General features: G+C 33.0%; 25 protein-coding genes. 10 read left to right on the forward strand and 15 right to left on the reverse strand.

The genetic code is table 11. The features are described 5' to 3' along the window. Positions 1-23 precede the first annotated feature (23 nt). Complete coding sequence (locus NMY3_RS11310) at positions 24-1319, forward strand: hypothetical protein (RefSeq protein ID WP_196815957.1); 1296 nt, start codon at positions 24-26, stop codon at positions 1317-1319. A 103-nt stretch (positions 1320-1422) separates the two neighbouring features. Then, entirely contained in the window at positions 1423-1746 is a 324-nt protein-coding gene (locus NMY3_RS11315; protein ID WP_196815958.1) for a hypothetical protein, read from the forward strand. Here the strand turns inward: NMY3_RS11315 and NMY3_RS11320 are convergent. Next, the gene (locus NMY3_RS11320; RefSeq protein ID WP_196815959.1) at positions 1743-2132 is read right to left on the reverse strand and encodes a DUF6659 family protein; all 390 of its coding nucleotides are present in this window, start codon (positions 2130-2132) and stop codon (positions 1743-1745) included. The genes NMY3_RS11315 and NMY3_RS11320 overlap by 4 nt on opposite strands. 858 nt (positions 2133-2990) lie before the next feature. Between NMY3_RS11320 and NMY3_RS11325 the strand changes: the two genes are divergently transcribed. Next, positions 2991-3539 (forward strand): hypothetical protein, encoded by a 549-nt coding sequence (locus tag NMY3_RS11325; protein WP_196815960.1) that lies wholly within the window; start codon positions 2991-2993, stop codon positions 3537-3539. A gap of 331 nt (positions 3540-3870) precedes the next feature. Here the strand turns inward: NMY3_RS11325 and NMY3_RS11330 are convergent, their stop codons facing one another. Further along, a complete protein-coding gene (locus tag NMY3_RS11330) occupies positions 3871-4143 on the reverse strand; it encodes a hypothetical protein (protein ID WP_196815961.1) in 273 nt (90 codons plus the stop codon). Positions 4144-4480: 337 nt separating this feature from the next. Here NMY3_RS11330 and NMY3_RS11335 point away from each other — a divergent pair, with 337 nt between their 5' ends. Next, the gene (locus NMY3_RS11335) at positions 4481-5071 is read left to right on the forward strand and encodes a nitroreductase family protein (protein ID WP_425319407.1); all 591 of its coding nucleotides are present in this window, start codon (positions 4481-4483) and stop codon (positions 5069-5071) included. A 266-nt stretch (positions 5072-5337) separates the two neighbouring features. Here NMY3_RS11335 and NMY3_RS11340 read toward each other — a convergent pair whose 3' ends face one another. Beyond that, entirely contained in the window at positions 5338-5901 is a 564-nt protein-coding gene (locus NMY3_RS11340) for a hypothetical protein (RefSeq protein ID WP_196815962.1), read from the reverse strand. Between the two features lie 370 nt (positions 5902-6271). On the opposite strand from NMY3_RS11340, the gene NMY3_RS11345 reads away from it, so the two are divergent. After that, on the forward strand, positions 6272-6523 hold the full coding sequence (locus tag NMY3_RS11345) for a hypothetical protein (protein ID WP_196815963.1): 252 nt from the start codon (positions 6272-6274) through the stop codon (positions 6521-6523). Positions 6524-6642: 119 nt separating this feature from the next. Here NMY3_RS11345 and NMY3_RS11350 read toward each other — a convergent pair whose 3' ends face one another. From NMY3_RS11350 to NMY3_RS11370, 5 genes are all read right to left on the reverse strand, one after another. Beyond that, positions 6643-7626 (reverse strand): NAD(P)/FAD-dependent oxidoreductase, encoded by a 984-nt coding sequence (locus NMY3_RS11350; protein ID WP_196815964.1) that lies wholly within the window; start codon positions 7624-7626, stop codon positions 6643-6645. Positions 7627-7677: 51 nt separating this feature from the next. Beyond that, the gene (locus tag NMY3_RS11355) at positions 7678-7908 is read right to left on the reverse strand and encodes an Lrp/AsnC ligand binding domain-containing protein (RefSeq protein ID WP_196815965.1); all 231 of its coding nucleotides are present in this window, start codon (positions 7906-7908) and stop codon (positions 7678-7680) included. Positions 7909-8006: 98 nt separating this feature from the next. Then, the gene (locus NMY3_RS11360) at positions 8007-8843 is read right to left on the reverse strand and encodes a sugar phosphate isomerase/epimerase family protein (protein ID WP_196815966.1); all 837 of its coding nucleotides are present in this window, start codon (positions 8841-8843) and stop codon (positions 8007-8009) included. A 64-nt stretch (positions 8844-8907) separates the two neighbouring features. After that, the gene (locus NMY3_RS11365) at positions 8908-10341 is read right to left on the reverse strand and encodes a nucleotide pyrophosphatase/phosphodiesterase family protein (RefSeq protein ID WP_231100031.1); all 1434 of its coding nucleotides are present in this window, start codon (positions 10339-10341) and stop codon (positions 8908-8910) included. Positions 10342-10792: 451 nt separating this feature from the next. Beyond that, positions 10793-10975, reverse strand: coding sequence for a hypothetical protein (locus tag NMY3_RS11370; RefSeq protein WP_196815968.1), 183 nt, complete (start codon positions 10973-10975; stop codon positions 10793-10795). Between the two features lie 252 nt (positions 10976-11227). Here NMY3_RS11370 and NMY3_RS11375 point away from each other — a divergent pair, with 252 nt between their 5' ends. Continuing rightward, a complete protein-coding gene (locus NMY3_RS11375; RefSeq protein WP_196815969.1) occupies positions 11228-11596 on the forward strand; it encodes a hypothetical protein in 369 nt (122 codons plus the stop codon). 172 nt (positions 11597-11768) lie between these two features. Here NMY3_RS11375 and NMY3_RS11380 read toward each other — a convergent pair whose 3' ends face one another. The 5 genes from NMY3_RS11380 to NMY3_RS11400 form a co-directional block, all read right to left on the reverse strand. Further along, positions 11769-12311, reverse strand: coding sequence for a hypothetical protein (locus NMY3_RS11380; RefSeq protein ID WP_196815970.1), 543 nt, complete (start codon positions 12309-12311; stop codon positions 11769-11771). 141 nt (positions 12312-12452) lie between these two features. After that, positions 12453-13421 carry a UbiA family prenyltransferase gene (locus NMY3_RS11385; protein ID WP_196815971.1) on the reverse strand — a complete coding sequence of 323 codons (969 nt, stop codon included), beginning with the start codon at positions 13419-13421 and terminating at the stop codon, positions 12453-12455. Positions 13422-13455: 34 nt separating this feature from the next. Next, on the reverse strand, positions 13456-14274 hold the full coding sequence (locus tag NMY3_RS11390; RefSeq protein ID WP_196815972.1) for a sugar phosphate isomerase/epimerase family protein: 819 nt from the start codon (positions 14272-14274) through the stop codon (positions 13456-13458). Positions 14275-14456: 182 nt separating this feature from the next. Beyond that, positions 14457-15677: a 6-bladed beta-propeller gene (locus tag NMY3_RS11395; protein WP_196815973.1), complete on the reverse strand. Its 1221-nt coding sequence runs from the start codon at positions 15675-15677 to the stop codon at positions 14457-14459. 469 nt (positions 15678-16146) lie between these two features. Then, on the reverse strand, positions 16147-16746 hold the full coding sequence (locus tag NMY3_RS11400) for a hypothetical protein (RefSeq protein WP_196815974.1): 600 nt from the start codon (positions 16744-16746) through the stop codon (positions 16147-16149). Positions 16747-17208: 462 nt separating this feature from the next. Between NMY3_RS11400 and NMY3_RS11405 the strand changes: the two genes are divergently transcribed. Both NMY3_RS11405 and NMY3_RS11410 read left to right on the forward strand, forming a co-directional pair. After that, a complete protein-coding gene (locus tag NMY3_RS11405; protein ID WP_196815975.1) occupies positions 17209-17355 on the forward strand; it encodes a hypothetical protein in 147 nt (48 codons plus the stop codon). Positions 17356-17592: 237 nt separating this feature from the next. Then, positions 17593-17766: a hypothetical protein gene (locus tag NMY3_RS11410; RefSeq protein ID WP_196815976.1), complete on the forward strand. Its 174-nt coding sequence runs from the start codon at positions 17593-17595 to the stop codon at positions 17764-17766. Positions 17767-18084: 318 nt separating this feature from the next. Here the strand turns inward: NMY3_RS11410 and NMY3_RS11415 are convergent, their stop codons facing one another. Then, positions 18085-19251 carry a hypothetical protein gene (locus tag NMY3_RS11415; RefSeq protein ID WP_196815977.1) on the reverse strand — a complete coding sequence of 389 codons (1167 nt, stop codon included), beginning with the start codon at positions 19249-19251 and terminating at the stop codon, positions 18085-18087. A 2-nt stretch (positions 19252-19253) separates the two neighbouring features. Beyond that, positions 19254-19730 carry a hypothetical protein gene (locus NMY3_RS11420; RefSeq protein WP_196815978.1) on the reverse strand — a complete coding sequence of 159 codons (477 nt, stop codon included), beginning with the start codon at positions 19728-19730 and terminating at the stop codon, positions 19254-19256. 731 nt (positions 19731-20461) lie between these two features. Between NMY3_RS11420 and NMY3_RS11425 the strand changes: the two genes are divergently transcribed. Both NMY3_RS11425 and NMY3_RS11430 read left to right on the forward strand, forming a co-directional pair. After that, on the forward strand, positions 20462-20719 hold the full coding sequence (locus tag NMY3_RS11425) for a hypothetical protein (RefSeq protein WP_196815979.1): 258 nt from the start codon (positions 20462-20464) through the stop codon (positions 20717-20719). Between the two features lie 393 nt (positions 20720-21112). After that, a complete protein-coding gene (locus tag NMY3_RS11430; RefSeq protein WP_196815980.1) occupies positions 21113-21631 on the forward strand; it encodes a hypothetical protein in 519 nt (172 codons plus the stop codon). Positions 21632-21801 lie beyond the last annotated feature (170 nt).

Here is a 21801-nt window from a genome sequence, read left to right on the forward strand (position 1 = left end):
TTTAGGTGAACAGATGATTAACAATGTCGATCATTTCACTCCAGGCCTTTAGTGATATTCTTTATAGATATCAAAATTTAATCATCATTTCTGGACTAATTATCTCATTTTCGGGAGGCAGCTGGGATATAACGTACCATATTTTGAGCCAGCCTGAAAGTTTCTTTTCATATCCACATACCTTAGTTTATACTGGAATTTTTATTGTAATTAGTACATTTTTTATTAATTTAAGAAAAAATATTTCAAATAAAAATCCACACAGAAAAGCCAATATCCTCATATTATTAGGGACTATTTTGATTCTGTCAGCAGGACCATTTGATTTCTCTTGGCATCTAAAATTTGGACTAGATGGTCTTCTCAGCCCACCTCACGTTACTTTATTGATTGGGTGGATGTTAGTAGGATCGGGAAACCTTTGGATTACAAATAATTTGATTGATTCAATCCTCTTACAGAACAAAAAATCCAACAACCGCAAATCTGCCGATGAAGGAGATACAAACTATCGTGATCTTGATAATTTAAGCACTCTAGATCACTCAAATAGCCTACTAGATAAGAATGAACAAACTATTCTTAAAATTCAACTCATTCTCAATCTTTCTTTTATTTTGGTGATTTTGTCTGGATTTATTTATTTTTTCTCGCTACCATTTTCAGAAACTCAATTTTATAATTACAACCCTAATCCACTAGTTGCTTTGTTAGTTTATGGTTTTGGGTTCCCATTTTTGCTTTCGAGCTTTTTTATTAACATATTGAAAAATTATCCGGGTTTCAAAGAAGTGATCCTATTGGTGGGAAGTTTCTATATAATAATCATGCTTTTAACCCAAATCATCTCTAACCCATTCTTGATTGGGTTATCATGGTACTATATTTTAAACATAATCCCATTTGCAATTATTTATCTACTTGACAAAAAACAATCAAGAAAAACATTTACTGAAATAAATCTTCCACCACTATCATCGTCAGGGAATTTAAAAAACAAGACAAAAAAATGTACACATCCAAAAATCTATATTTTCTATGCATTGATACTAGCGATTTTTTCATTTACAATTTGTTTCCCACTAAATACCTACATATTAAACGAAGAACTTTATGGATATTTGGTATATCAGAATTTGGTATTCAAAGTGTATGCTCAACTATTCGCAGACTATTTCATTATAATTATGAGTATGTCTATAGTTGGCGGGCTTTTAGGATATGGTCTGGTGACGACTGGTGGAATAGTCGGACCATCGAAACATATGGTAATTCAAATGCATCATTATCTTTCAGAGCTTAGACATAGAGACCGATAATTCCTTTCTAAACCCTACAGAATCAGAAAATACAGCTTATGCTGAAACTGATGAAAAAATATATCTTGTGCGCCTCTTATATCCGAACATGAGAAACAACAGGATGCCGTCCATTTCTAATATCGTCTCAGAATCTAAAGAAGAAAGGGTTATACTCTATAGAAAATTCTTCGCTGAACTGAGATTAAATAGGTTACATTTTCAATTAATAATCCTAAATTATTTCTCTAATTTGGATACACCAGATAATAGACAATCTTTTATAAAGGAGCTTGAAAACTATATTTCTTTCTTTAGAAAAATGGATAGTTGGCTTGTGGCTTTAAAACAGGAAGGATTGTACCCCGAGTTTCAAGAACAATGCTTAGATGAAATAAAAGCCATAGAACAGATTATCCAGAGTTACGAAGGCAAAATGAAAACCTAAACAGTTGGCTTTTGATCAAATTCACTAATATACGCAAGGACGGCATTAACTATTTTTTCGTGATCTGCTTCTTTCTCTAGTGATAGTCTAATTATGTGACCATTGATTGGAAAAGAAAGCATTTTAATCTTTCTTCTGACAGTTAAAGAATAAACTACCTCCCCTAATTTAGAGTCAAAATCGGTATGTAATTTTGAAATTAAGGCAAATTCCATGTAAATTTTTACAGATTCAGTTTCAGATTCTAGTGAAATTTTTCCAGATCTCATTCCACCATACACCAATCTTCCCATATCATCTATCAATCCAACAAATCTGATGGTTGGGTCTAATCCCATAATAAAATCATAAATGGTCTTATAGTCTAATCTATCATGTTTTATCAATACTTTCACCGACTAATTTCAAATGCCAGACCAACATATTTATCTTTGGAAATAATTGTCGTGAATCTGCTCTTAGATACCAGATCAAATACTTTGAACTGATCTGACCAGTCTTGAAATTAATGTTTCTCCAAGGATTGAATCCATGCTATAACAATAAGCCAACAATAGCGATTATCTAACTTGAGAGCAAAGATCAAAAAAACATAGCCTTTTGAATTAATAGTATCTGCTCTTGATACCTCAGATAAAAAAAACAGGATTACAATTAATGAGTAACCTTTTCGTTTCCCCTATACTTGTAGATGAAGTTGCGGTCAATCTTATTCTTCTTATCAGAAACTAATCGTAACATTTTATTAAAACTGAAAAGTAAAAGTGAGGTTTGCTGACTATGGATTGAAGCATTACCCCACTTTTACTGATGCGTGCCGATCCTTCAAGACCAGTTCGTATTTTAGAATAATTATTAAACTATAAATACAGTGATCATACATTCTGCAGTTTACAAAATTCGTTAAATGCCAACATTTCATAAATAGATTTGATGACTAGACTTTTTTTTATTACTTCATACCAACATATAATTGATTGATCATGTTAAAATTGGTTAAAACACTAGTCCAATCAGACTATAGTATATCGAAGTTCTTTGCTAAAGTAGAAATCAAAACCAATACAAGAATAATTTTCTGCGCTCCACGTGCTGCAATTTTAGTCAATAAATATTTGGGAGATGAGAATTTTGTTAGCCTGGAATTGACTTGTATATCAAAGCAGGTGAATTTGGCAATCCACTACAGATTATATTTAAGGATCATTCAATGAAATACAATTCAAATGCAAAGAGGATTTAAGGTGCTAATTATAAGTGGTGCTCTCTTTTTAACTTCAATAATAGTGTTCTTTATGTGGGGGCTGTCTTTTAGCGGCATGTTTATTCAGAACAATCCAAGCCTCTCTACGAACCAAATAACACTTGATCCCCTAACGGCCTATAATTCTAGTATTTTCATTAATTCTACTGACAAGCTGCTTACTATTACCATTGATTCTACAGACAATGCTCAGACAGTGCTAAATGAATTGGTAACTGCTCCTAATGGAAAAATAGTGTCCAATTCTACTTTTCAAAAGACCTATTTTTCTACTATAACTCCAAATTCAACTGGAAGATATGATATTTCGGTGTTTAACATGGATCAAAACAATAAAGCTTCAGTTTATCTATTTTTCGGAAATTTACCATTCCTAAAGGATAATGGTGAAATAGACCTAAGCAGTTTTGGAGGCTTAGTTTTGGGAGTAATTTTGTTTATTGCAGGATTAGTAAGTTTTGTTATTGGTATAGTTTTATATCTTAAAGATAGGAACAAAGAAAAATACCGTGGTTTTATACCAAGGTAGAATTTTCACATTTAAAACTCGCTATTCTACTTGTTTCGTGGTGGCACAATATGGAGAAAAATTTAGATTTAAAGAGCTTTGTTAGGACACATTCCAGCAGACTCAAAATGTAGATGCATAGTCAAGTACTGAAAATGATTTTGATTTGTTGTTTGGTATAAGATGATTATTGCCAAAACAAGGTCCTACTATGAAATAAGACAAGTGCTAAAAGTTACTTAGGTATTCTATATTAAATTCCGAAATGGCAATTTATTTAGTAAAAGGCTAAAGAGGTATTTATTTGCTCAAGAAAATGTCTAATGCTATTTGAAATTACAAAAAAAGGAATTTAGTCGCTTTGACCTAAAACGTTGGAACCGAAGTTTTGTTGGTTTTGGAGGTTGATATTGTTACCAGATAAGATATTACCGCCACCGCCTATTGATTGGCTGCTTTGATGTGATGATTGATGTTGAGTAATGCTTTGTTTTGCTTTATTCTTTGCGAATGCATCTTCAGACATTGCCAATGGAGCTACGATTAATGCGAATGCGATTATGACTGCACTACATGCTAGAACTGTTTTTGTGTTCAGGTGTATCTTATTTAGAATCAGACACAAATATAAGGTTTCTCTTATTGGAAATCAAACCCAAATCAAAGCAAGTTCATTTTCTTAGGAAACAAAATAGAAAATACTACCTGTAGAAGTTACTATTACAAAATAGGTAAATCTTTAAGATACATTTGATTATTTAAATTATATGCAAAATTTTATCATTTCTTTTAAATAGAACTTTGTTCCATATAGGTCTAAAATAACTTGAACTATATAAATTAAATTAATAAAATAAAAATAATGTTGAATAATAAAACTAGACTTATTTTTTCAATCTATAATCTTTTTTAATGACGCTTATCTATTATGGATATTGGAAGATAATCGAATTTTAGAAAGTATGTTCCCTTCTGACATACTTCCAAAAGTTTATCCAAAAGAACCCACTCCACAGGAGAAGTCCGAAATTGACGACGTGTTGGGTAGTAATATTTTTAATGTTATGCTAAATAGGCGTTCGCAGAGAAAATTTGAGGAAAGAGAATTAGAAGATTGGAAAATCGATATTATTTTTGCTGCTGCTGACACGGCCCCCACGGCTGGAGGGTTCCAAGGTTTTGAAATTTATCATATCAAAAACACCCAATTAAAACAGAACTTGATAAAAGCTGCCAATAACCAACCTTACGTAAATGCACCCTTAGTTTTGGTATTTTGCTCTAATCCCTCACGGATTAAATTAAATTTTGATCCAGAGGTAATAAATAAATTTTCCATTCAAGACGCTACCCTTGCAGCTGGTTATGCCCAATTAGCTGCTCATGCATTAGGATTGAGCTCCATTTGGATAGGCATGTTTAATGAACACTTACTGAAAGAAGTAGTTGGTACTGATTTAGCCCCATCCTCGATCTTATGCATAGGATATCCAAAGAAAATGCTAATTCCCAAACCAAAGAGAAATCTTACAGATTTGATACATACTGTCTAATTGTATTATTCTAAAATAATACATATTTGGTGGTCTAGATATGTATGACATTTATTTTCTGATAGCTACTATTACTATGAATCCCATCATATCAATTTAGGATTTCTGTTTCACAAATCATTTTTGATATCAGGTTAATGACATAGGTAACATGAGTTCAAGAACAAATGTTCAAGAACAAATTATTATCTAATTTAATCAATTCACTATACTATCAATAATTAATCAAAAAAAATGGTTATAAAAAAAGTAAGGTATGCGGCAGTTTATTGGTTTTTGTATATTGCGGTATAGGGCAAATCAAATGATTGGTATAATTCTGAAACACCACTATTTGTATTTCTGTCAAATTGGTGGCTCAAATCCAATTCATCTTGAAATATTTGTTTAGGTGAGGATTCGATTGATTTTTTGTTCTTATCTGCGTTTGTTTTTAGTGGCTCATCTGACTCTGTGCCCTTATTTAGGTTGATTGGTTTAATGATGTGATCATCTGATGATGCTACCGCAGGACCTGCTGTGAGAACACTGTCGGCTTTACTTTCCACACCATTACTTTTATCAGCATCTTCATCATCGATTGAAGATGCAGAATCTTCACTTTCAGTTTTCAACCCCGAATTCTTTGATACTTTATCCACTTTTTCATCACACGACTTTATATCCTTCGTGTTAAGATCATTAGATCCATCTGCAACTTCTTTACAATTCAAAATGTCGTCAAGGGCCATTGCCGTAGACACTTGACTAAGTCCAATTGAGATGGCTATGGAAAATACTGCTACTAGAACACCTGCGTTTTTTGTAGAAAAACTTTTAGTACTGGTCATAGACACTAAGGATTTGATTTTTATAATTTATATCAAATTTGAAGAATGTAGCAGTAAAAAATTGCTAACTAAATTTACTTAGTAATTCCTATTATGAAATCAATCATTTCGAAATAAACTTGAAAGAAAGTTCAGATTTGAATTCGGATGGATTCAGAATGCTTCTGTATATGCATATAATTATTAACAACATGAGATTGGATTCCTCATCTTTATCCAAAAATAATTATATGGAAAAAATCCTAATAGCACTATCCCCAGTAAAATGTATTCTCAATCGAAATTGTGATATTTTAATGGTTTGACCCATATAATCGTTATATAAATTTACCTGGATTAGGATAAATACCAAATAGAATACAAGAATTAGATGACACAACGCGCAAACATAAGCATTAGTATGGAGGAAGAAAAGGTAACCAAATTGAAAACGATAATCAATGACCTGTTTGAATCTGGATCAATTAATTCAAATGAGATGGAAGATTTTATTAAATTTACACTATTTATTGTTTTTGATGAATATGAAAAGAACATATCTTCATTGAAAAAATTCTATTCAATGAATTTAACAAAGTATCTAGAATATAAAAAACCCTGGCCTCAGACCGGGTCCAAATGATGTTTCAATTAAAATAGATTTAGCAATAAACGCTATTTTTTCTTTATAAAATTTGGAGGAAAATATGTCTTTGGCATCCCTAAATAAAAAAATAAAGAAGATAAAAGCGACAATCTACTCTAGTAATGGAACACTGTATCGCCTATAGTTTTCTTCCAATCTGAACGGATACCCGGCTTTCCTTTTAATTTTTCAACGTAATTAAATGCAGAAATCCCTGCAGCTGCCCCGTCACCGCATGCAGCTACGATCTGCTTATAAGGAATGTTAGTTGCATCGCCAGAAGCAAAAATAGCAGGGTGAGAGGTCTTTCCTCCATCACTAACCTCGATTTCACCTTTGGTGTTAAGTTTTATAAGATGCTTTACAAAATCTAGATTTATCTTTGATCCCATTTCAACAAATAAACCATCAACATTTATCATTTTTTCTACACCAGCATTGTCTTTGATTTGAATTTGCTGCAACGAGTTGTTACCTGAAACTAGAGTCACCATGCTATTAGGGATTAGTTCCACGTTATTTTTCTTCTTGATTGATTCAATCATATCCCTATCTCCTCCAAGCTGACCACCTCGGTAAATTAGGTAAACTTTTGATGCCATTCTAGACAACAAGATTCCTGATTCTAAAAGGTATCCACCGACTCCTACAGTCGCGGTAGTTCTACCTTGATAAAATGGAGCGTCACATTTTGTACAATAATGAACACCTTTGTTTTGAAATTGGATTTCATTCTCGACACCTAAATTATTTGGAACTTTACCAGGGGCAAGAATTAATGATTTTGTAAGATATTCAGAACGCCCAGTTTTTACCCTCAAGTCAGTACTTCCTTCGACTTGATCGACCTTTTCCACAGTATCGAAAGTCATCTCCCCATTGAACGTCAAATATTGATTTTCCAATGTTTTAGCAAGTAGAGGGCCGCTTGACATCATGGTTCCTGGATAATTCTCGAGTTTAGGAATCAAATTCATTTGTCCGCCTAAATCCTTTGAAATCACAAGGCATTTCGTCCTCTGTCTTGCCACAAATATGCCCGCTGAAAGTCCAGAGGGACCTGCCCCTACTATTATAACTTCATACTCTTCTACTGACAATTTCAATCAATACTCCATATTTTATCTTAAGCATACATTCCTTGTTTTCTCTTATGAAACAGATATCAATGTTGTCATGTTATCTACTCCGTCAATAAGTGGTAACTTTTCGTCTATTTCGCTCTTCACTTGTTGCAAATTATCCGATTCAAAAATGATCACTAGATCATAAATTCCGTATACAGATTTAACTGCCTTTACTGTAGATAACTGTTTTATATGATCTATTACACTGGATTGTTTCTTATAATTAACATTCAATAATACATAGGCTTCACTCAAAATAATCTGTAAGTATGCTATTGCCTTTATTAATAAAGATTGATGTCTTACGAAATATTTTCAATATGACCAATTATTATTTCAGAATTTTTATATATTTAATATTTCAAATCAAGTTTTTTTACATGCTCTAATCCAAAATTAACAGCAGGAAAGTAATTTTTGTTTGAGATTGTGGGTTCAAAACTAATCTTGCCCTTATATGAAATTTTTTTTAAGGTTTTTACAATTATATCAAAATCAATATGGCCAAATCCTGGCATTTTCCTGTTATTATCAGCAAAGTGCATATGAGAAAGAATATGCTGTGAATTTAGAATTGTATCCTCAAAAGAATCTTCCTCTATGTTCATATGAAAAGTATCTAGCATGAGTTCTAAATCATTACATTTTTCGATTAGCGGTGTTGCGTCTAAATAAGTACTACAGTAGGGTGTTGAATATCGATTAAGTGGTTCTACCATCAAAGAGACATCTACATCTCTAGCAATTTTTAAAAGCCGGTTCAATAAAGGGACACAACTAGACAACACAGTAGTCTTGTGATTTGGTTTAACGTTCCTATGAGTTACGTCAAAAGAATAAATTGGATCTGAAAACAAACACAGATTAATTCGATTTCCTCCAAAATAATTACATAATTTAATGCACTTTAGCACATAATCTTCAGAATATTTCAGTATTGATTTATCGTTACTTAGAAGACGCCTTTTCCAACCGTTTGAACTCGACCTACCCCACATCCCAGTAACTCCTATTACTTTTATGTCAAATGAATTTAGAAGATCCTTAAGATGATCCCAATCCATATCATCTGGTTCTCCATACACTTCCACTTCAGTCAAACCTAATCGGCAAAGGTTTTCTAAGGTTTCTATCTCGTTTTTTTGTATATTCAGAAACGAAGATAAAGTAATAGAGTATGAAAATGTCATTTTATTGTTGATCTAACTAACGAAATTTTTTTCGCATAAAATGCTATCTAATTCTTGTATCCTCTTAAACAAAGTTCTTTCTTACTATTTCAAAAATATCCAAACAATTGATTACAGGATGTCCGTCGAAAATTTCTTTATCAATATGTTCTATTTTCTTGTTTGATACGAATGCAGACAAGCCCTCCCCTGATTCAATGCTGAATGGTCTTCCATGGGATCCTCTGATCAGGCTAGTATCTGTCGAGATGCATTTTCTTTTAGGGTCGATGAATAAATCTAGAGGGTCATATCCTGGTTTTCTGTGAATATCAACTGTTTTAGTAAAGCTAGGTGCTTTTTCAATTTCATTATTTTTAGTATCATCAGGATTTGAGTTCTTGATTTTCTGGTCATCATACCACCAGTAGTAACTAAACCATTTGTCCTTTTCCGCTATGGCAATGAGTTCTCCACTCCTTGCATGATCTATGTGAAGGTTTTGTTTTTCTTTCTCATCACAAACCATATGGATTCCGTTGATATCTTCTATCGCAATTTTAATCTTCTGTTTATCTATCTTGTTACTTGTATTCATGTAAACATGTGCTACTTGATGATCTACCATTGCAAAGGCTTCACTATATTCATAGTCGATATATTCTTTTCCGTTAATGGTTCTTACTTGGAGCAATCCCTTCTCTCTTAAAATTCTATTTATTGGTATCGCATTTTTTACATCATTAAATCCATACTCAGAAATCAAGAGAAAATGAGTTTCATCAAAAATACCTGCTTCCTTAACCTTTTCTATAATATTACCGACGCAATTATCGATTTGCTTTAAATCATCTGTTACTTGGGGGCTAGAATAACCAAATTTCTGAGCAGTATAATCAAGTTGTGGAAAGTAAGCGTACAACAAGTTTGGGCGATGGTTTTTGATGGTGTATTGAACAGATTTCGTTATCCATTCAGAGGACTTTATAGAAGAAAACGGACCCCAATAATTCATCAGATTAAATCCGCCAATTTCTTTGCTTATTTCCTCATAATAGTTTACTGGTTTAGAATAACACCACATGTCCATCTGTCCGTTTTCTAAATGGATAGGACGAGGGGTAACAACGTAGTCATTATTTGAATACATAGAGTTTTGCCAGAATAAAAGGGCTGTCTTGAGGACATCATTTTTGGCTTTTATAGTATCCCAAATTTTTTCAGCCTGAACAAGATTAGTAGATTGCTCCCAGAATAAGGTCTGTAAGTTTTCTCTATCAAAAAAACCATTTGAAATAATTCCATGTTCCTTTGGATATTTTCCAGTCAAAATACTTGCCTGGACGGAACATGTTACAGACGGAAACACAGGCTTCATATATCCATATTCACCGTCGTTCCCAAGCAAACTTGAGATATTAGGATAATCCTGAGATGCCGAAGAAATATGTGAAACCCCTAATCCTACAATATCTAAAATAACAAAATATTTTGAACTTTTATTATTGTTGTTTGTCAAACAAGTGAATATATTGGTCATAGTATTTATTAATCAATAGAAAATTCTGCTTTATCCGTGGATAAAATTAACTAGCATACATTTGGCCTGTCTAGTAGAGCTTCCTCGTTTTCATCTTTTTGAAAATACCAAATAACTCACCCTAATAGAATCTACTTTAATTCCATGTTTTGTACAATAGAAAAAATAAATGATTAACTAAAATAGATGTACCCGATTGCAAATCTCAAATTAGTTAGTTATTGATTAAGTGTGTATTAATCAATCTTTTGTATTTTTAATAGTATCTCGCATTTGGGACAACTCAAGCCCAAGAACTTGAATAACAAATCCCCATCTTCGAATTCCTCCGTTATGAGTTGACTTAAATTTATTGCTTCCTTACAAAATGGACATTTTGCCATATGTATGAGATATCCAAAGTTCTTATTTAAAACTAGTGAATGCTATGTTATTTATGGTAAAGCCAACCTTTCTTGCTTAAAACTATAAATTCAATCGGTTTTTTGATGATATTCTTACATCCGATAATCAAGAAATTGTTTATATTATAGTTAGGTGCACCTAATATTGCATCTAATAAAGCATTGTTGTCAAGCAAAAACAACATCCAAATCCCTTGTTTGATGTCCAAATGTCTTACCTTCAAACCAATACACGTCTGGAAAATCTGGAAGTTGTTGAAAGGGTTGGCATCACATTATACCACGATTGGCAGTATGGCGGAAAAAAGGATGGCATTTTAAATGTCACCCAATTTTCAACTTTCAATAAAAGTCTTTGGATTTATTCATGTTTAGCAATTGTTAATACTAGAAACACTTGTCAAAATTAAATAAAGAAAAATAGGATCATGACTTAATTACTTTTCTTAACATATACTATTATGAAAGGCTACCAGAAGCTAACCATTATCACAGCTATTTTAGGACTCATTATTCCCTTTATTGGGCTCTTTTTGTATTTTTTGATAAATAGCTTTGTTGGAATCCCGATTTTGGCACTTTTTGTTGGTTGGGCATTGCTAATAGCAATAGCTATAATAGGAATAAACGTAGGAGCCATTATTGCTGCATTTAAAATTAAAAATAATAAAATTGTTGGAGGCATCTTAATCGCGTGTGGAGTAATGCTTTTCGCTCTGATTCAATGGTTTGCAGTGCCTGCATTGGCATTATTTGTTATTGCGGGGATATTGGCCCTTAGAGAAAAGAACACTCTTAGCAATCTTAAAAGTGACAATTTAGCACCTTAGCAAGATAGTCTACTAATTAGTATTTTGCAAACTTTCGCCTTTATTTTTTGGAAATATGCAAGAAAAAAGTATGTTCCACAAGATTCAACTAAGCCAGGATAAAGATAAAAAATAATATCTAGGTTTAGGACTAAACTCCTCTCAATTCACTTCAAAAAAACTCTGATCTTTTTTACTCTTCACTCATTTCCTTAGCAGCATCTTCACATTCAGACATATCTCCAATACCTGATGATCCCTTCTTTTCGCTGCAATTGTTGATATTGTAATAATGTATGCCATTATTATCAGTTAGATATTCGCCTCTTTGTTGAGAATCTGATATGGTATCATTGTTTGTAGCTTCACTGCTAACATTAGCCTTTATAGTATCATTAGAGGAATCCAAATCACTTTGATCTTTCACTACTCCTGTACTTGTATTAGTTGATGACAAAGAATTTAGTAGTGGAACACTTTGCATAGGTACATTAGTAACATTCTCGCTACTACTAGAATTTTCATTTAACCTGGAATTTTCATTTGGAATGATAATTGTAGTTACAGGATTACTTTCAAAACTGCTTACTGAAGAATTTGAAAGTGTCGAATTCTTTTCAGGTACAAAAGAAGATGCACTACTGGATTGAATATCTGGTGACCAAATAATGATAAAAGCTGATGCTACGAAGCAACCTAAACTTACGAGTAAAGCCAAATTAATAGATTTATTCATGTCATATACACATCATGAAAACCCATTTAAAAAAATTTGTAATACAAACCGTCTAGTTTGCATGTATATGACTTACCTTGTTAATTCATATTTTTGGATTAATAAAATAGTGAAAATTATCTCCTAATCTAAGGGACTTAATTATGTCATGCTTATCCATCTACCGAGTACTATGCACGGAATTGTAAGTAATGCTACAATTGACCCCGGCAGCAGGCCAACTTCGCCTGCTATAAATGCTGAATCTAGCATTATGAGGAGAATTAGCATGTATTTGACCAAGAATCTCATCATAAACTCACCCCGGCTGCGATCCATTTTGGAGGCTTTACCGAAAAGTAAATTGATCAAGAACAAGAATAATAAAATAAAAATTAGAAAATCCAATTTTAATGGGACCAAAATAATTGCTAAAGATAAAGTGATAAGCAAAAAGATAAGATACGTAATTTGGATTCTTTGAATATTTAGGGCATTTTTGACTATTAAGAATTCTCTGGTTGTTTCGTTTTTGCTAAGAGAGGTAAGGACAAAGACATGAAAATATACAGCAAAGGATGCCAAGGCAAGTAATAGAGAAGAGTTAAAACCTGTATTAGACATCAAAAGACTTCCGTTTTCAACTGTGCTATTGCTTGACAAATCAAAAACAAAGCTTGCACCATACAGAACGTTTAATGCTCGTATTCCCGCCATCAAATATGGTCTGAAAAAGCCATTCTTGATTCGATAGTTATATGATAATATGCCTATAATAAGTAACATCGAGATTCCAACAGCCGAAAGATTTACAAATGATGCTAGGATTATTCCCAGGCTAAACATGAGGATGGCAAGTAATAGTGCATTTGTTTTTCTTATTTTGCCTGAGGGTAAAGGTCTAGTTGGTCGCTCAAGTCTATCTACCCTGATATCAAATAGATCATTTGAGACCATACCACCAAGGTATAAAAATATGGATGAAAAAATCAGGATCACGAGATCTGAAATATTGTAACCTATTGATGGATTTATGCTAAGGGCAACTGCTAAAAAACCTACGATAATATCTGGTGGAATTGTAAAAACATTAGAAATACGGAAGAGTTTTAGATAAGGATTTTGTAACATGATAATTCAGTCAAATATTTGGAGTAACATGTGTCTAAATTGAATTAATGTAGTTCATTGATTCTAAAGCAGCACCAATGGGGTTTTCCTTATAAGGATATAGTTCAACAGTAACATAACCATCATAGCCTATTTCGTCCATTTTTGCAAAAGCGGTTCTAAAATCAATCGATCCATGTCCAGGGATCAGATGGAAATGCTTTCGGTTTTTTATATCGGCCATATGAAAATGTTCAATAAAGTTTTGCAACTTGAGAATCAAAGCGCTAGGATCCTCATTAACACAGTAAAAATGACCAATATCAAAATTTAATTTCAAATATTCAGAATCAAATTCCTTCATAAAATCCATAAATTCAGTTGAAGATTCTAGCAACAATTCTGGTTCTGGTTCAATCAAAACTTTTATTTGTTTTTTCTCTGCTTGTGGGAGGACAGACCTTATACCGCTCGCAAAAAGTTCCAAATACTTGTTTCTGCTTGTAGACATTTCAATCGGTCCTCCTGGTTCCACTGAAATATTTTTTGCGCCAAGTTTTTCAGCTAGATTAATGCAATCTATTGTATGTTTTATGCGGAGCTCGCGAGCATCTTTATCATTTTCTATCCAAGAAGGATGATAGGTATCGCCTAATCCAAATAAAGTAAAAGCATTTAGGTTTGAAATTTGTAACTTATTGCGACTTAATGAATTCTTAATCTCATTAATTTTATTTTCATTCAAATTTGGCGGGTAGGCATGGGGCACGTCACACATTATTTCGACACCTTGATAGCCTATTTTGGAGATTTCCTCTATCGATCGGGTTAGTGAATAATTGGTAAAGGCATTAGTACTAAAGGCAAACTTCACAAAAAAAATTATTTTCTTTGGGTTAAATAGTTATGTAGTAATTAAGATAAAGTAATCGTTGATTAATTTAACTGCAATTACTATGCCTAGAGTAGATTTATCTACGCTTAAAAAATATTGAAACCCTAATCTCTGCAAGTCAATGGAAAATAGAATCTAACTAAAAAAAATTGTAAAAAATATCATGATACCACGATGCTATGAGGATCAAGAAATTGATCATTATTACTTCCTTGGGATCCCCAAGTCGACAAGAATTCACCATTGCTATCAAACTTTTGAACTCTGTAATTCAGCTGCTCAACCACGTAAACGTTCCCATCAGAATCTACGGCAACATCATGCGGACTTGCCAATTGCCCATTCCCTGGTCCTTTAGATCCCCATGCTGATAGAAAGTTACCTTCGGTATCAAACTTTTGAATCCGACTATTGCCAGCATCTACTACGTAAATATTATCATTTTTATCTATATCCAACCCAGCTGGCTTCTTGAATTGACCTTCATTTTCACCAGTAATACCCCATTTGGAGATAAAGTTACCTTCGCTATCAAACTTTTGAACGTTATTGTTATCAGTATCTGTGACGTATATATTGTCCAAAGAATCTATGGCAACGCCTTCGGGAGCATTGAATTGACCATCACCAGTACCCATTGAACCCCATTTAAACAGAAAGTTACCTTCGCTATCAAACTTTTGAATATTAAAGTTTGCCATGTCACTTACGTAGGAGTTACCTACAGAATCCAATTTTATAGTATGAGGATGCATGAATTGACCATCACCAGTACCCATTGAACCCCATTTAAACAGAAAGTTACCTTCGCTATCAAACTTTTGAACGTTATTGTTATCCATATCAACAACATAAACATTCCCATCTTTGTCTACATCTACTCCATGAGGTACTCCGAACTGACCGTCTGCCTTACCTTTTGCACCCCACTTTGAGATAAAGTCACCTTGAGTATCAAATTTCTGGATTCTAATATTGCTGTAATCTACTACATATACATCGCCAGCACCGCCACCACTACCACTGGTAGTAGTAGGAGTAGGAGTAGGTGTATCAAGGTCATTGCCACCAATTCCAGTCTCGGTTTCCTGATTCGCAGGTGAGCCTTCATCTTGATTATCCTTGGTTTCAGATTTTTCTATCGGGTTCTGAAACGTTGGTTTTATTATTTCGTTAACCTGAGAATCTACCTCTTCATCAATATCACCAAGTTCTGAAAGTGAATTCTGCATGTTTGTTGGCATATCAGAATATGGATTATTAAAGGATAAAGAAGGTAGTTGAAAATCCGTACTTTGAGCATAAATATCATCATAATCAGATAAGATCAAACTTCCACCTACTGCAGGAATAAGAAGAACCAATAAAACCAGACTATTCACAAGATTTTATTGTTAAATTTATTATTATGTGATTGGGAATAAAAGACAATTATTATCCATATGACAAATTTTTGATGAAATGGATTATCTGAAGGTTTTAGGACAATTTACAATAACATTTAGCTGTCATTGATTTGATGACTATGATCTTGCCGTATTTTCCCATTTTTTTACGATTCGGGTTTTCGAATATCTATTCAAACTTGGTTAAGCTCTAGGTGGCAATAAGATGAAACTTACACCGCACCGAAGAATGATGATTGTTTTGTCGTGGAGGATATGGAAATCTACTAAAGGATTAAATTTTGATATATAAATGTAAATTTTTTAACCTATCTTATGAACAGAATTAAAAAGCAATAGTCTAGAGTTATCAACAAAGTTTGGTTTAAGAAACAAAACTTGATCAATAGGCATTATTCATGTAGCTTTATCAACAGAGATTGAGAAATTGGTAAAAAAATCAAAACTAGACAAGAAAATAGATTGAAAATAGTTCTTGATGGTTGTAATTGTAATTGACATTTGCTGTAGTCTGAACGAAGTTTTGTATGGTATCAGGTGCGATCAAATGAGCAGAAATATTTCCGGTTCCTCCACTTGCAAGAATATTTAACATAAATAGCGTTAAAATAAAGCCAACTACTACAGCAACAAGAATTATTATCTTAAATTTCATTGTACCAAGTGTCATCTTACCTTTCGGATCAGCGGGTGACGATGCAGAGACAGGAGCACTAACTGTTCCATTATTGGCTGGATTAGAATCCTTTAATTCCTCTTCCAGAACTCGCATTCTTTCCGCATGTTTGGACGTATTAAGTACGGGGACTCTTTTGATTGTAGATCCATCTATTTTTGATTTGTGTACTTCATATAATATTAGATTTTTACCCTCTTTTGACCTCTGATTAAACAATTCTAAGGCATCTTCATAATTTGGAAGTTCTATAGTAGAAGTATTTTTAAATTTCCCAACAATCTCTATCAAGTATTTTTTTGTTATCTCCGTATCACCATTAGAGTCCAAATTGGAATCACCATTATTCTTATCATCGATCCCTTCCATTTTTCATTTTCCTACCTTGTCTAATATAAAACTAAATATATCTAGTATTTACGCTATTTGGATTAAAAAAATTGATAAATGTAATCTTGTGTAAGATTGGGAAGATTGAGAACGAAACAAGCTAAAGATCGTTCAATTATGGAAGAGGGTATATCTGAAATCACCAAAAAATCGTTTTTGGTATTTAAACAGAACTGGCCAACTAAGAATGTCTTGAAGCTCACACATTTCAACCTGGAGATTGTAATCATTATGAGCGCTCCGTTCTAAATGGACTAGTCAGAACGGCAAAATAAGGTGTAATTTTTGCTTATAGAAGCAAAGTTATACTCAAAAGATACCATATGTCGAGGATCATTAGACCTAGAATAGTATGTAAATCATACTTATTCAGATGTAGGACATCTGTTCTTAAGCAACACGTTTAATGCTTATATTTACATTTGCTGTATAGTTATTGATATGGGGACATCAGCTGAACCAAGTAGCAAGCCGTCTACTGATAACACATGCCACCTATGCGGAATTACATTTAGAAACAAAGATGAAAAAGAAGAGCACATAAAGCTTGAGCATTCAGAACATAAACAGCCTAGTGGAGTTTCTTAAACTTCATTATATTTTGAATTTTGGAATAATTTACTTTCTTCATTTTAAGAAGGATTTTAGTTTCATAGTATCTGAATGAAATGACTGGATTATGACTAAAACTATGGCATTGATATGGAATTATTAGATCACCTCGAGGATTAGGTAGTTTAACTATAATTATTCTACGTAGTCAAATGATTTTTATATAATAATAAAAAAGTAACCTGTTTTATAGTTTATTGGCCTAAAACGAGCATGAAAAAGGATAGACACAAAACCGAAATCGGTACAGTAGAAAGTGGATTAAAATCTTCACAACTAAGGCCACTTTTTAATAGACAGGAATCAAATTCAGCCCAAGGTAAAAAGCGCGAACTACAAACAGCCGATAGAATATTACTATTAATGCAAGAAGAGGAAAAATACTAGGCAAAATTTTTACTAGGTTTTTATATAATATTCCCTAACATTTGAAGGATAGAATGTCTTTGATTACGCTTGCAGCCTTCCTTTTTTATGAAATATAATTTTTTAAGCAGGATAATGGTTGAATGATAATCAAATTTTTTGGGTAGTTTGTGCAGATAAATCCCATAATAATCTAACAAAGTATCATTTTTGAAGGAGCAAATACCAAAAAGAAAAGCAAATCTTGGCAGAACATTCTCGCGTATAAGTTATCAAGATTATTATTTTTTTCTACTGAATAAAAAAGGACAAATCTCAAGACTAGGACAAATAATTCATCTACTTGTCATCGTTGTTTTCTCTATTGTCATATTCCTCGTCCCTGTTATTTAGTATCAGTAGATTAATAATTAGTGGATTTAGTCGATGAGAAGTTGATAATCTTTTATCTATTTCTTGATGGATCTGTCTTGCCGCATTCATCGAATAAGTTATTTGATAAACTATATGATTCAGATTTGCTATCGCATCTGAGCAGGTCTTTTCCAATTCCTGTTTTTGACGATCTAACATCTCGACTTCCTTTTTTAGATTGTTTAAAATGGCTAAGCTCTGTTCAATTGCCACATGAATATTTTTTAAGCTCCTTAATTTTTCTATATACCGTGTCCAGAATTCATTCTTACTGACGGTGTCATTTCTTATAGGACTGTTACCATCCATATTTAATGAAAGGTCATCGACAAAACCGGTATTTTTAAGAGACGTTACCAAATTATAAATATTAATAATATCCTCGTTTGTTACACCGCTATGATTAAGATGGACTATCTGAAGGTTCAAAATCCCCTGTAATTGCAAATACATTTTATATTCTGGAACTTCTTCTTGCAGTTTCTCTTTTTCTGTCTTGAGACTTTTTATTATACTTTCAAATCCGAGTTTATTGTCGTATTGTTTTTCTACAATGTTGAGAAATTGAGGAAGTGCTTCATTATCAGGCAAACTGTTAGCTCTTGAGATTTCTACTAATCTGCTCAATAACCGTTTGAGTTCTTTAAGTCCAAGCCCTCTTTTCTGTAATTCCTCAAAAGTATTCGTGCTTTGTATATAATAGCTTCGTTTTTCTTCGAGAAATTCAATTTCTTTCAATAGTTTATCCCTTGCGGGTCTGTTCATTTCGAGCATGCTCTGGATTATCTGTATCTCTTCCCTTACTGATTTGAGCTCTTTATAATCATTGATTATATCGAGAACATTATAGTCATAACCATTAAAATCATTAATAGCCTTTGCAAAAGTACTAAATTCCTCTCTGATATCTAACCCATATTCGTCTCTCAATTCTCGAGTTAGGGACTTGTACCATGAATAATATTTCATGATACTTCGCTCTCTCTTTATTGCTTTATCTAAATCAGAGTCAATAGCATTCTTTAGCCCCTTTGCCCTTTCTATATCTCTCAAAAGTAAAGTATGGGCTTGTTGCAGACTTTGAAATTTCATCTTCATTTGCTCAAGATAACCGTCAATTTTAGAAACAAAAAGTATTTGTTTTTTGTATTTTTTACGAAACTATTTTTAGGTAAATCAATCGCATCCTCATTAATTGGATCTCTAGCTCTGGCATCAATGGTATTAGAAAGGAAGTCGGAAGAGCCAAATTCTAACAAGTCATTAATCCATCTTATTATTATAGAGGGATCGATACCGTGAATCTTGCATTGATTATACAGACTACCTACAAACATATAAAAACTGTTTCTGCGAGTTGGGGGAGCCCTGCCACGACTTTTTCCAAGTTTTCCATCTGCGATCCCTCCAGTTTCATCGAGGTGTGAATATTTAATTGGAGTCTTATCATCTGGACTGAGGGAGACATCTATTTCCGATTCATCCGTAATTCCAAACTTGGATAAAATTTTGATAAATCTAAAACCTTGAGCACATTGCTCAACGGTCAAGCCTGATTTGTTGACAAGCACCGAAAATTCTCTTAAAGAATCAATGTTTGGAACTGCGATTTGGTCCTTCCAACTCTATCATATTAAACACGGTACCCTTTGAGATTTGATTCTCTACGGATATTGTTTCATATGAATTTCCATTAGTTAATCCTCTATTACCGATTTTCCTGCCCCTTTCAAATCTACCTTGCGAGCGCTAAACTCAAATTTATACTATTCAAAGATATGTTCATTTTGTTCATATTTTTGTTCAACTCGTTCAAAAAATATGATTAGATGAAGAAATCTTATCTGAGGAGTATTATAGGTGGAAAATCACCTCCGTGAGATTAGTAGAGGCGAACGGGTAGGTCGTTTTTGGCTCCACTATCTATTAATATGCTGTTAGATTCTCTAGGGACGATATAGAAGCGGCTTTCTAATGACATTTTTGTCTTTCAGGGTTTGCTTTTTGTATCTAAGTGGATCATACTCACTGTACCTGTCACCCTGTTGACGTAGACCAAATAAGACTAACCCGGTAATTCGATGATGTGGTTTAAATCAAAAAGATTAAAGCTGTTAAATATAGTCAGATAAAAATAATCTGAGATCAACGACTATGAGATGATTAAATTGACGAGAGCTGGGATAAAATCCTACTCTTTATCCTGTTTATTTTAGCTGAAACATATGGAAATTAATTATAGTAAGATTATTTCAGAATCTGATTAAACAATTCACTTATACAATACTAGGAACCTATACACATGAATAAAAAAATTCAATTGTCAATCTTGTCAATCTTTATTGCAGCAGCTTTGGTAGGTTCAGCGGTCACATTTGGAGATAATATGGCATTTGCAACAAAGAAGAGTAGCAACGATTTAGCACAATTTTTAGGCCAATCATCAGAAACAGGCCAATTTTCAGAATGTGCAACAGACAACAATACACTCGCTTCATGTAACAATGTAGGCTTATCCATTAACGCACAAGACGGTAACAACGCCGCAGGTCAACAATAAACACTATTCAAAATAGTATTGCCACATCCTTTTTTTTAAACAAGATTTTTATATCGAATTAAAATCCTCAAAAATAGAAATTCAAGCCCTGCATATGGAATTTTGAAAATTAAATTAATTAATGTTTATCTGGTAAATCATACTAACCGCCTATTGTAGTTGTCTATTGCAAACTCTCCAGCTTGACAAATAACTAGTGAAAAGTTACAATTTTTCCTTTTGATTACTCACTTTAGACTTTGGGGGCTAATTGGCTATTATTTTTTAGATATATAAAGAAATTCTAAAACAATACCATAACAAATTAATGAATATTTTAAACAGAAATTATTACTCTGAAAATCTTAACAAATTGTTATATCATATTTTCATAATATAGAATTTAAGACTAAAATGTTAAGGTCAAACCATACAAAAAAAACTGCACTATTAGTTGTAGCAGTATTAGCGACAGTAATGATTATGGGTCCATCAATATCAGGCATAAATAGCGTACTAGCAAAGCAAAAGTACAATGATTGGGAAGATTGTAGGGATGATCATAGTAAAAACTGGTGCAAGAATTACTTTAGACACCACAATGATAACGATAATGGTAATGGTAACAGAGCATCACAAGCAATAGGTCAATCACAATCCTCCAGCCAGAATTCTCAATGTGTTTCTGGTGGTAGTACTAGCGGATCATGTAACAACTTTAATTTCCAAAACCAAAAGAACAGTGGAAACAATGCACTAGCACAAGATGGGAATGGAAAGGGTGGTAACAAAGCTAGTCAAGGAATAGGTCAATCACAGTCCTCCAGTCAAAATAGCCAAGTAGTATCAGGTGGAGACACAATAGGTTCTGGTAACAACTTTAATTTCCAAAACCAAGTTAATACCGGCAATAATGCCTTAGCACAAAGATAACCTATCTTATTTTCTTTTTTACAAATACTGTTTGTATCTCGATAACAAAATATAATGTTTCGGCTAATTGCATTAATACACCAAATCAACTAATTAAAAATATTATGGGATAAATCTTACCAAATTTGATAATGAGGTAAGAAGTTCTAAATCAATTTACTATGTAAAAA

Source organism: Candidatus Nitrosocosmicus oleophilus (genome assembly GCF_000802205.1).
Classification (GTDB): Archaea; Thermoproteota; Nitrososphaeria; order Nitrososphaerales; family Nitrososphaeraceae; genus Nitrosocosmicus; species Nitrosocosmicus oleophilus.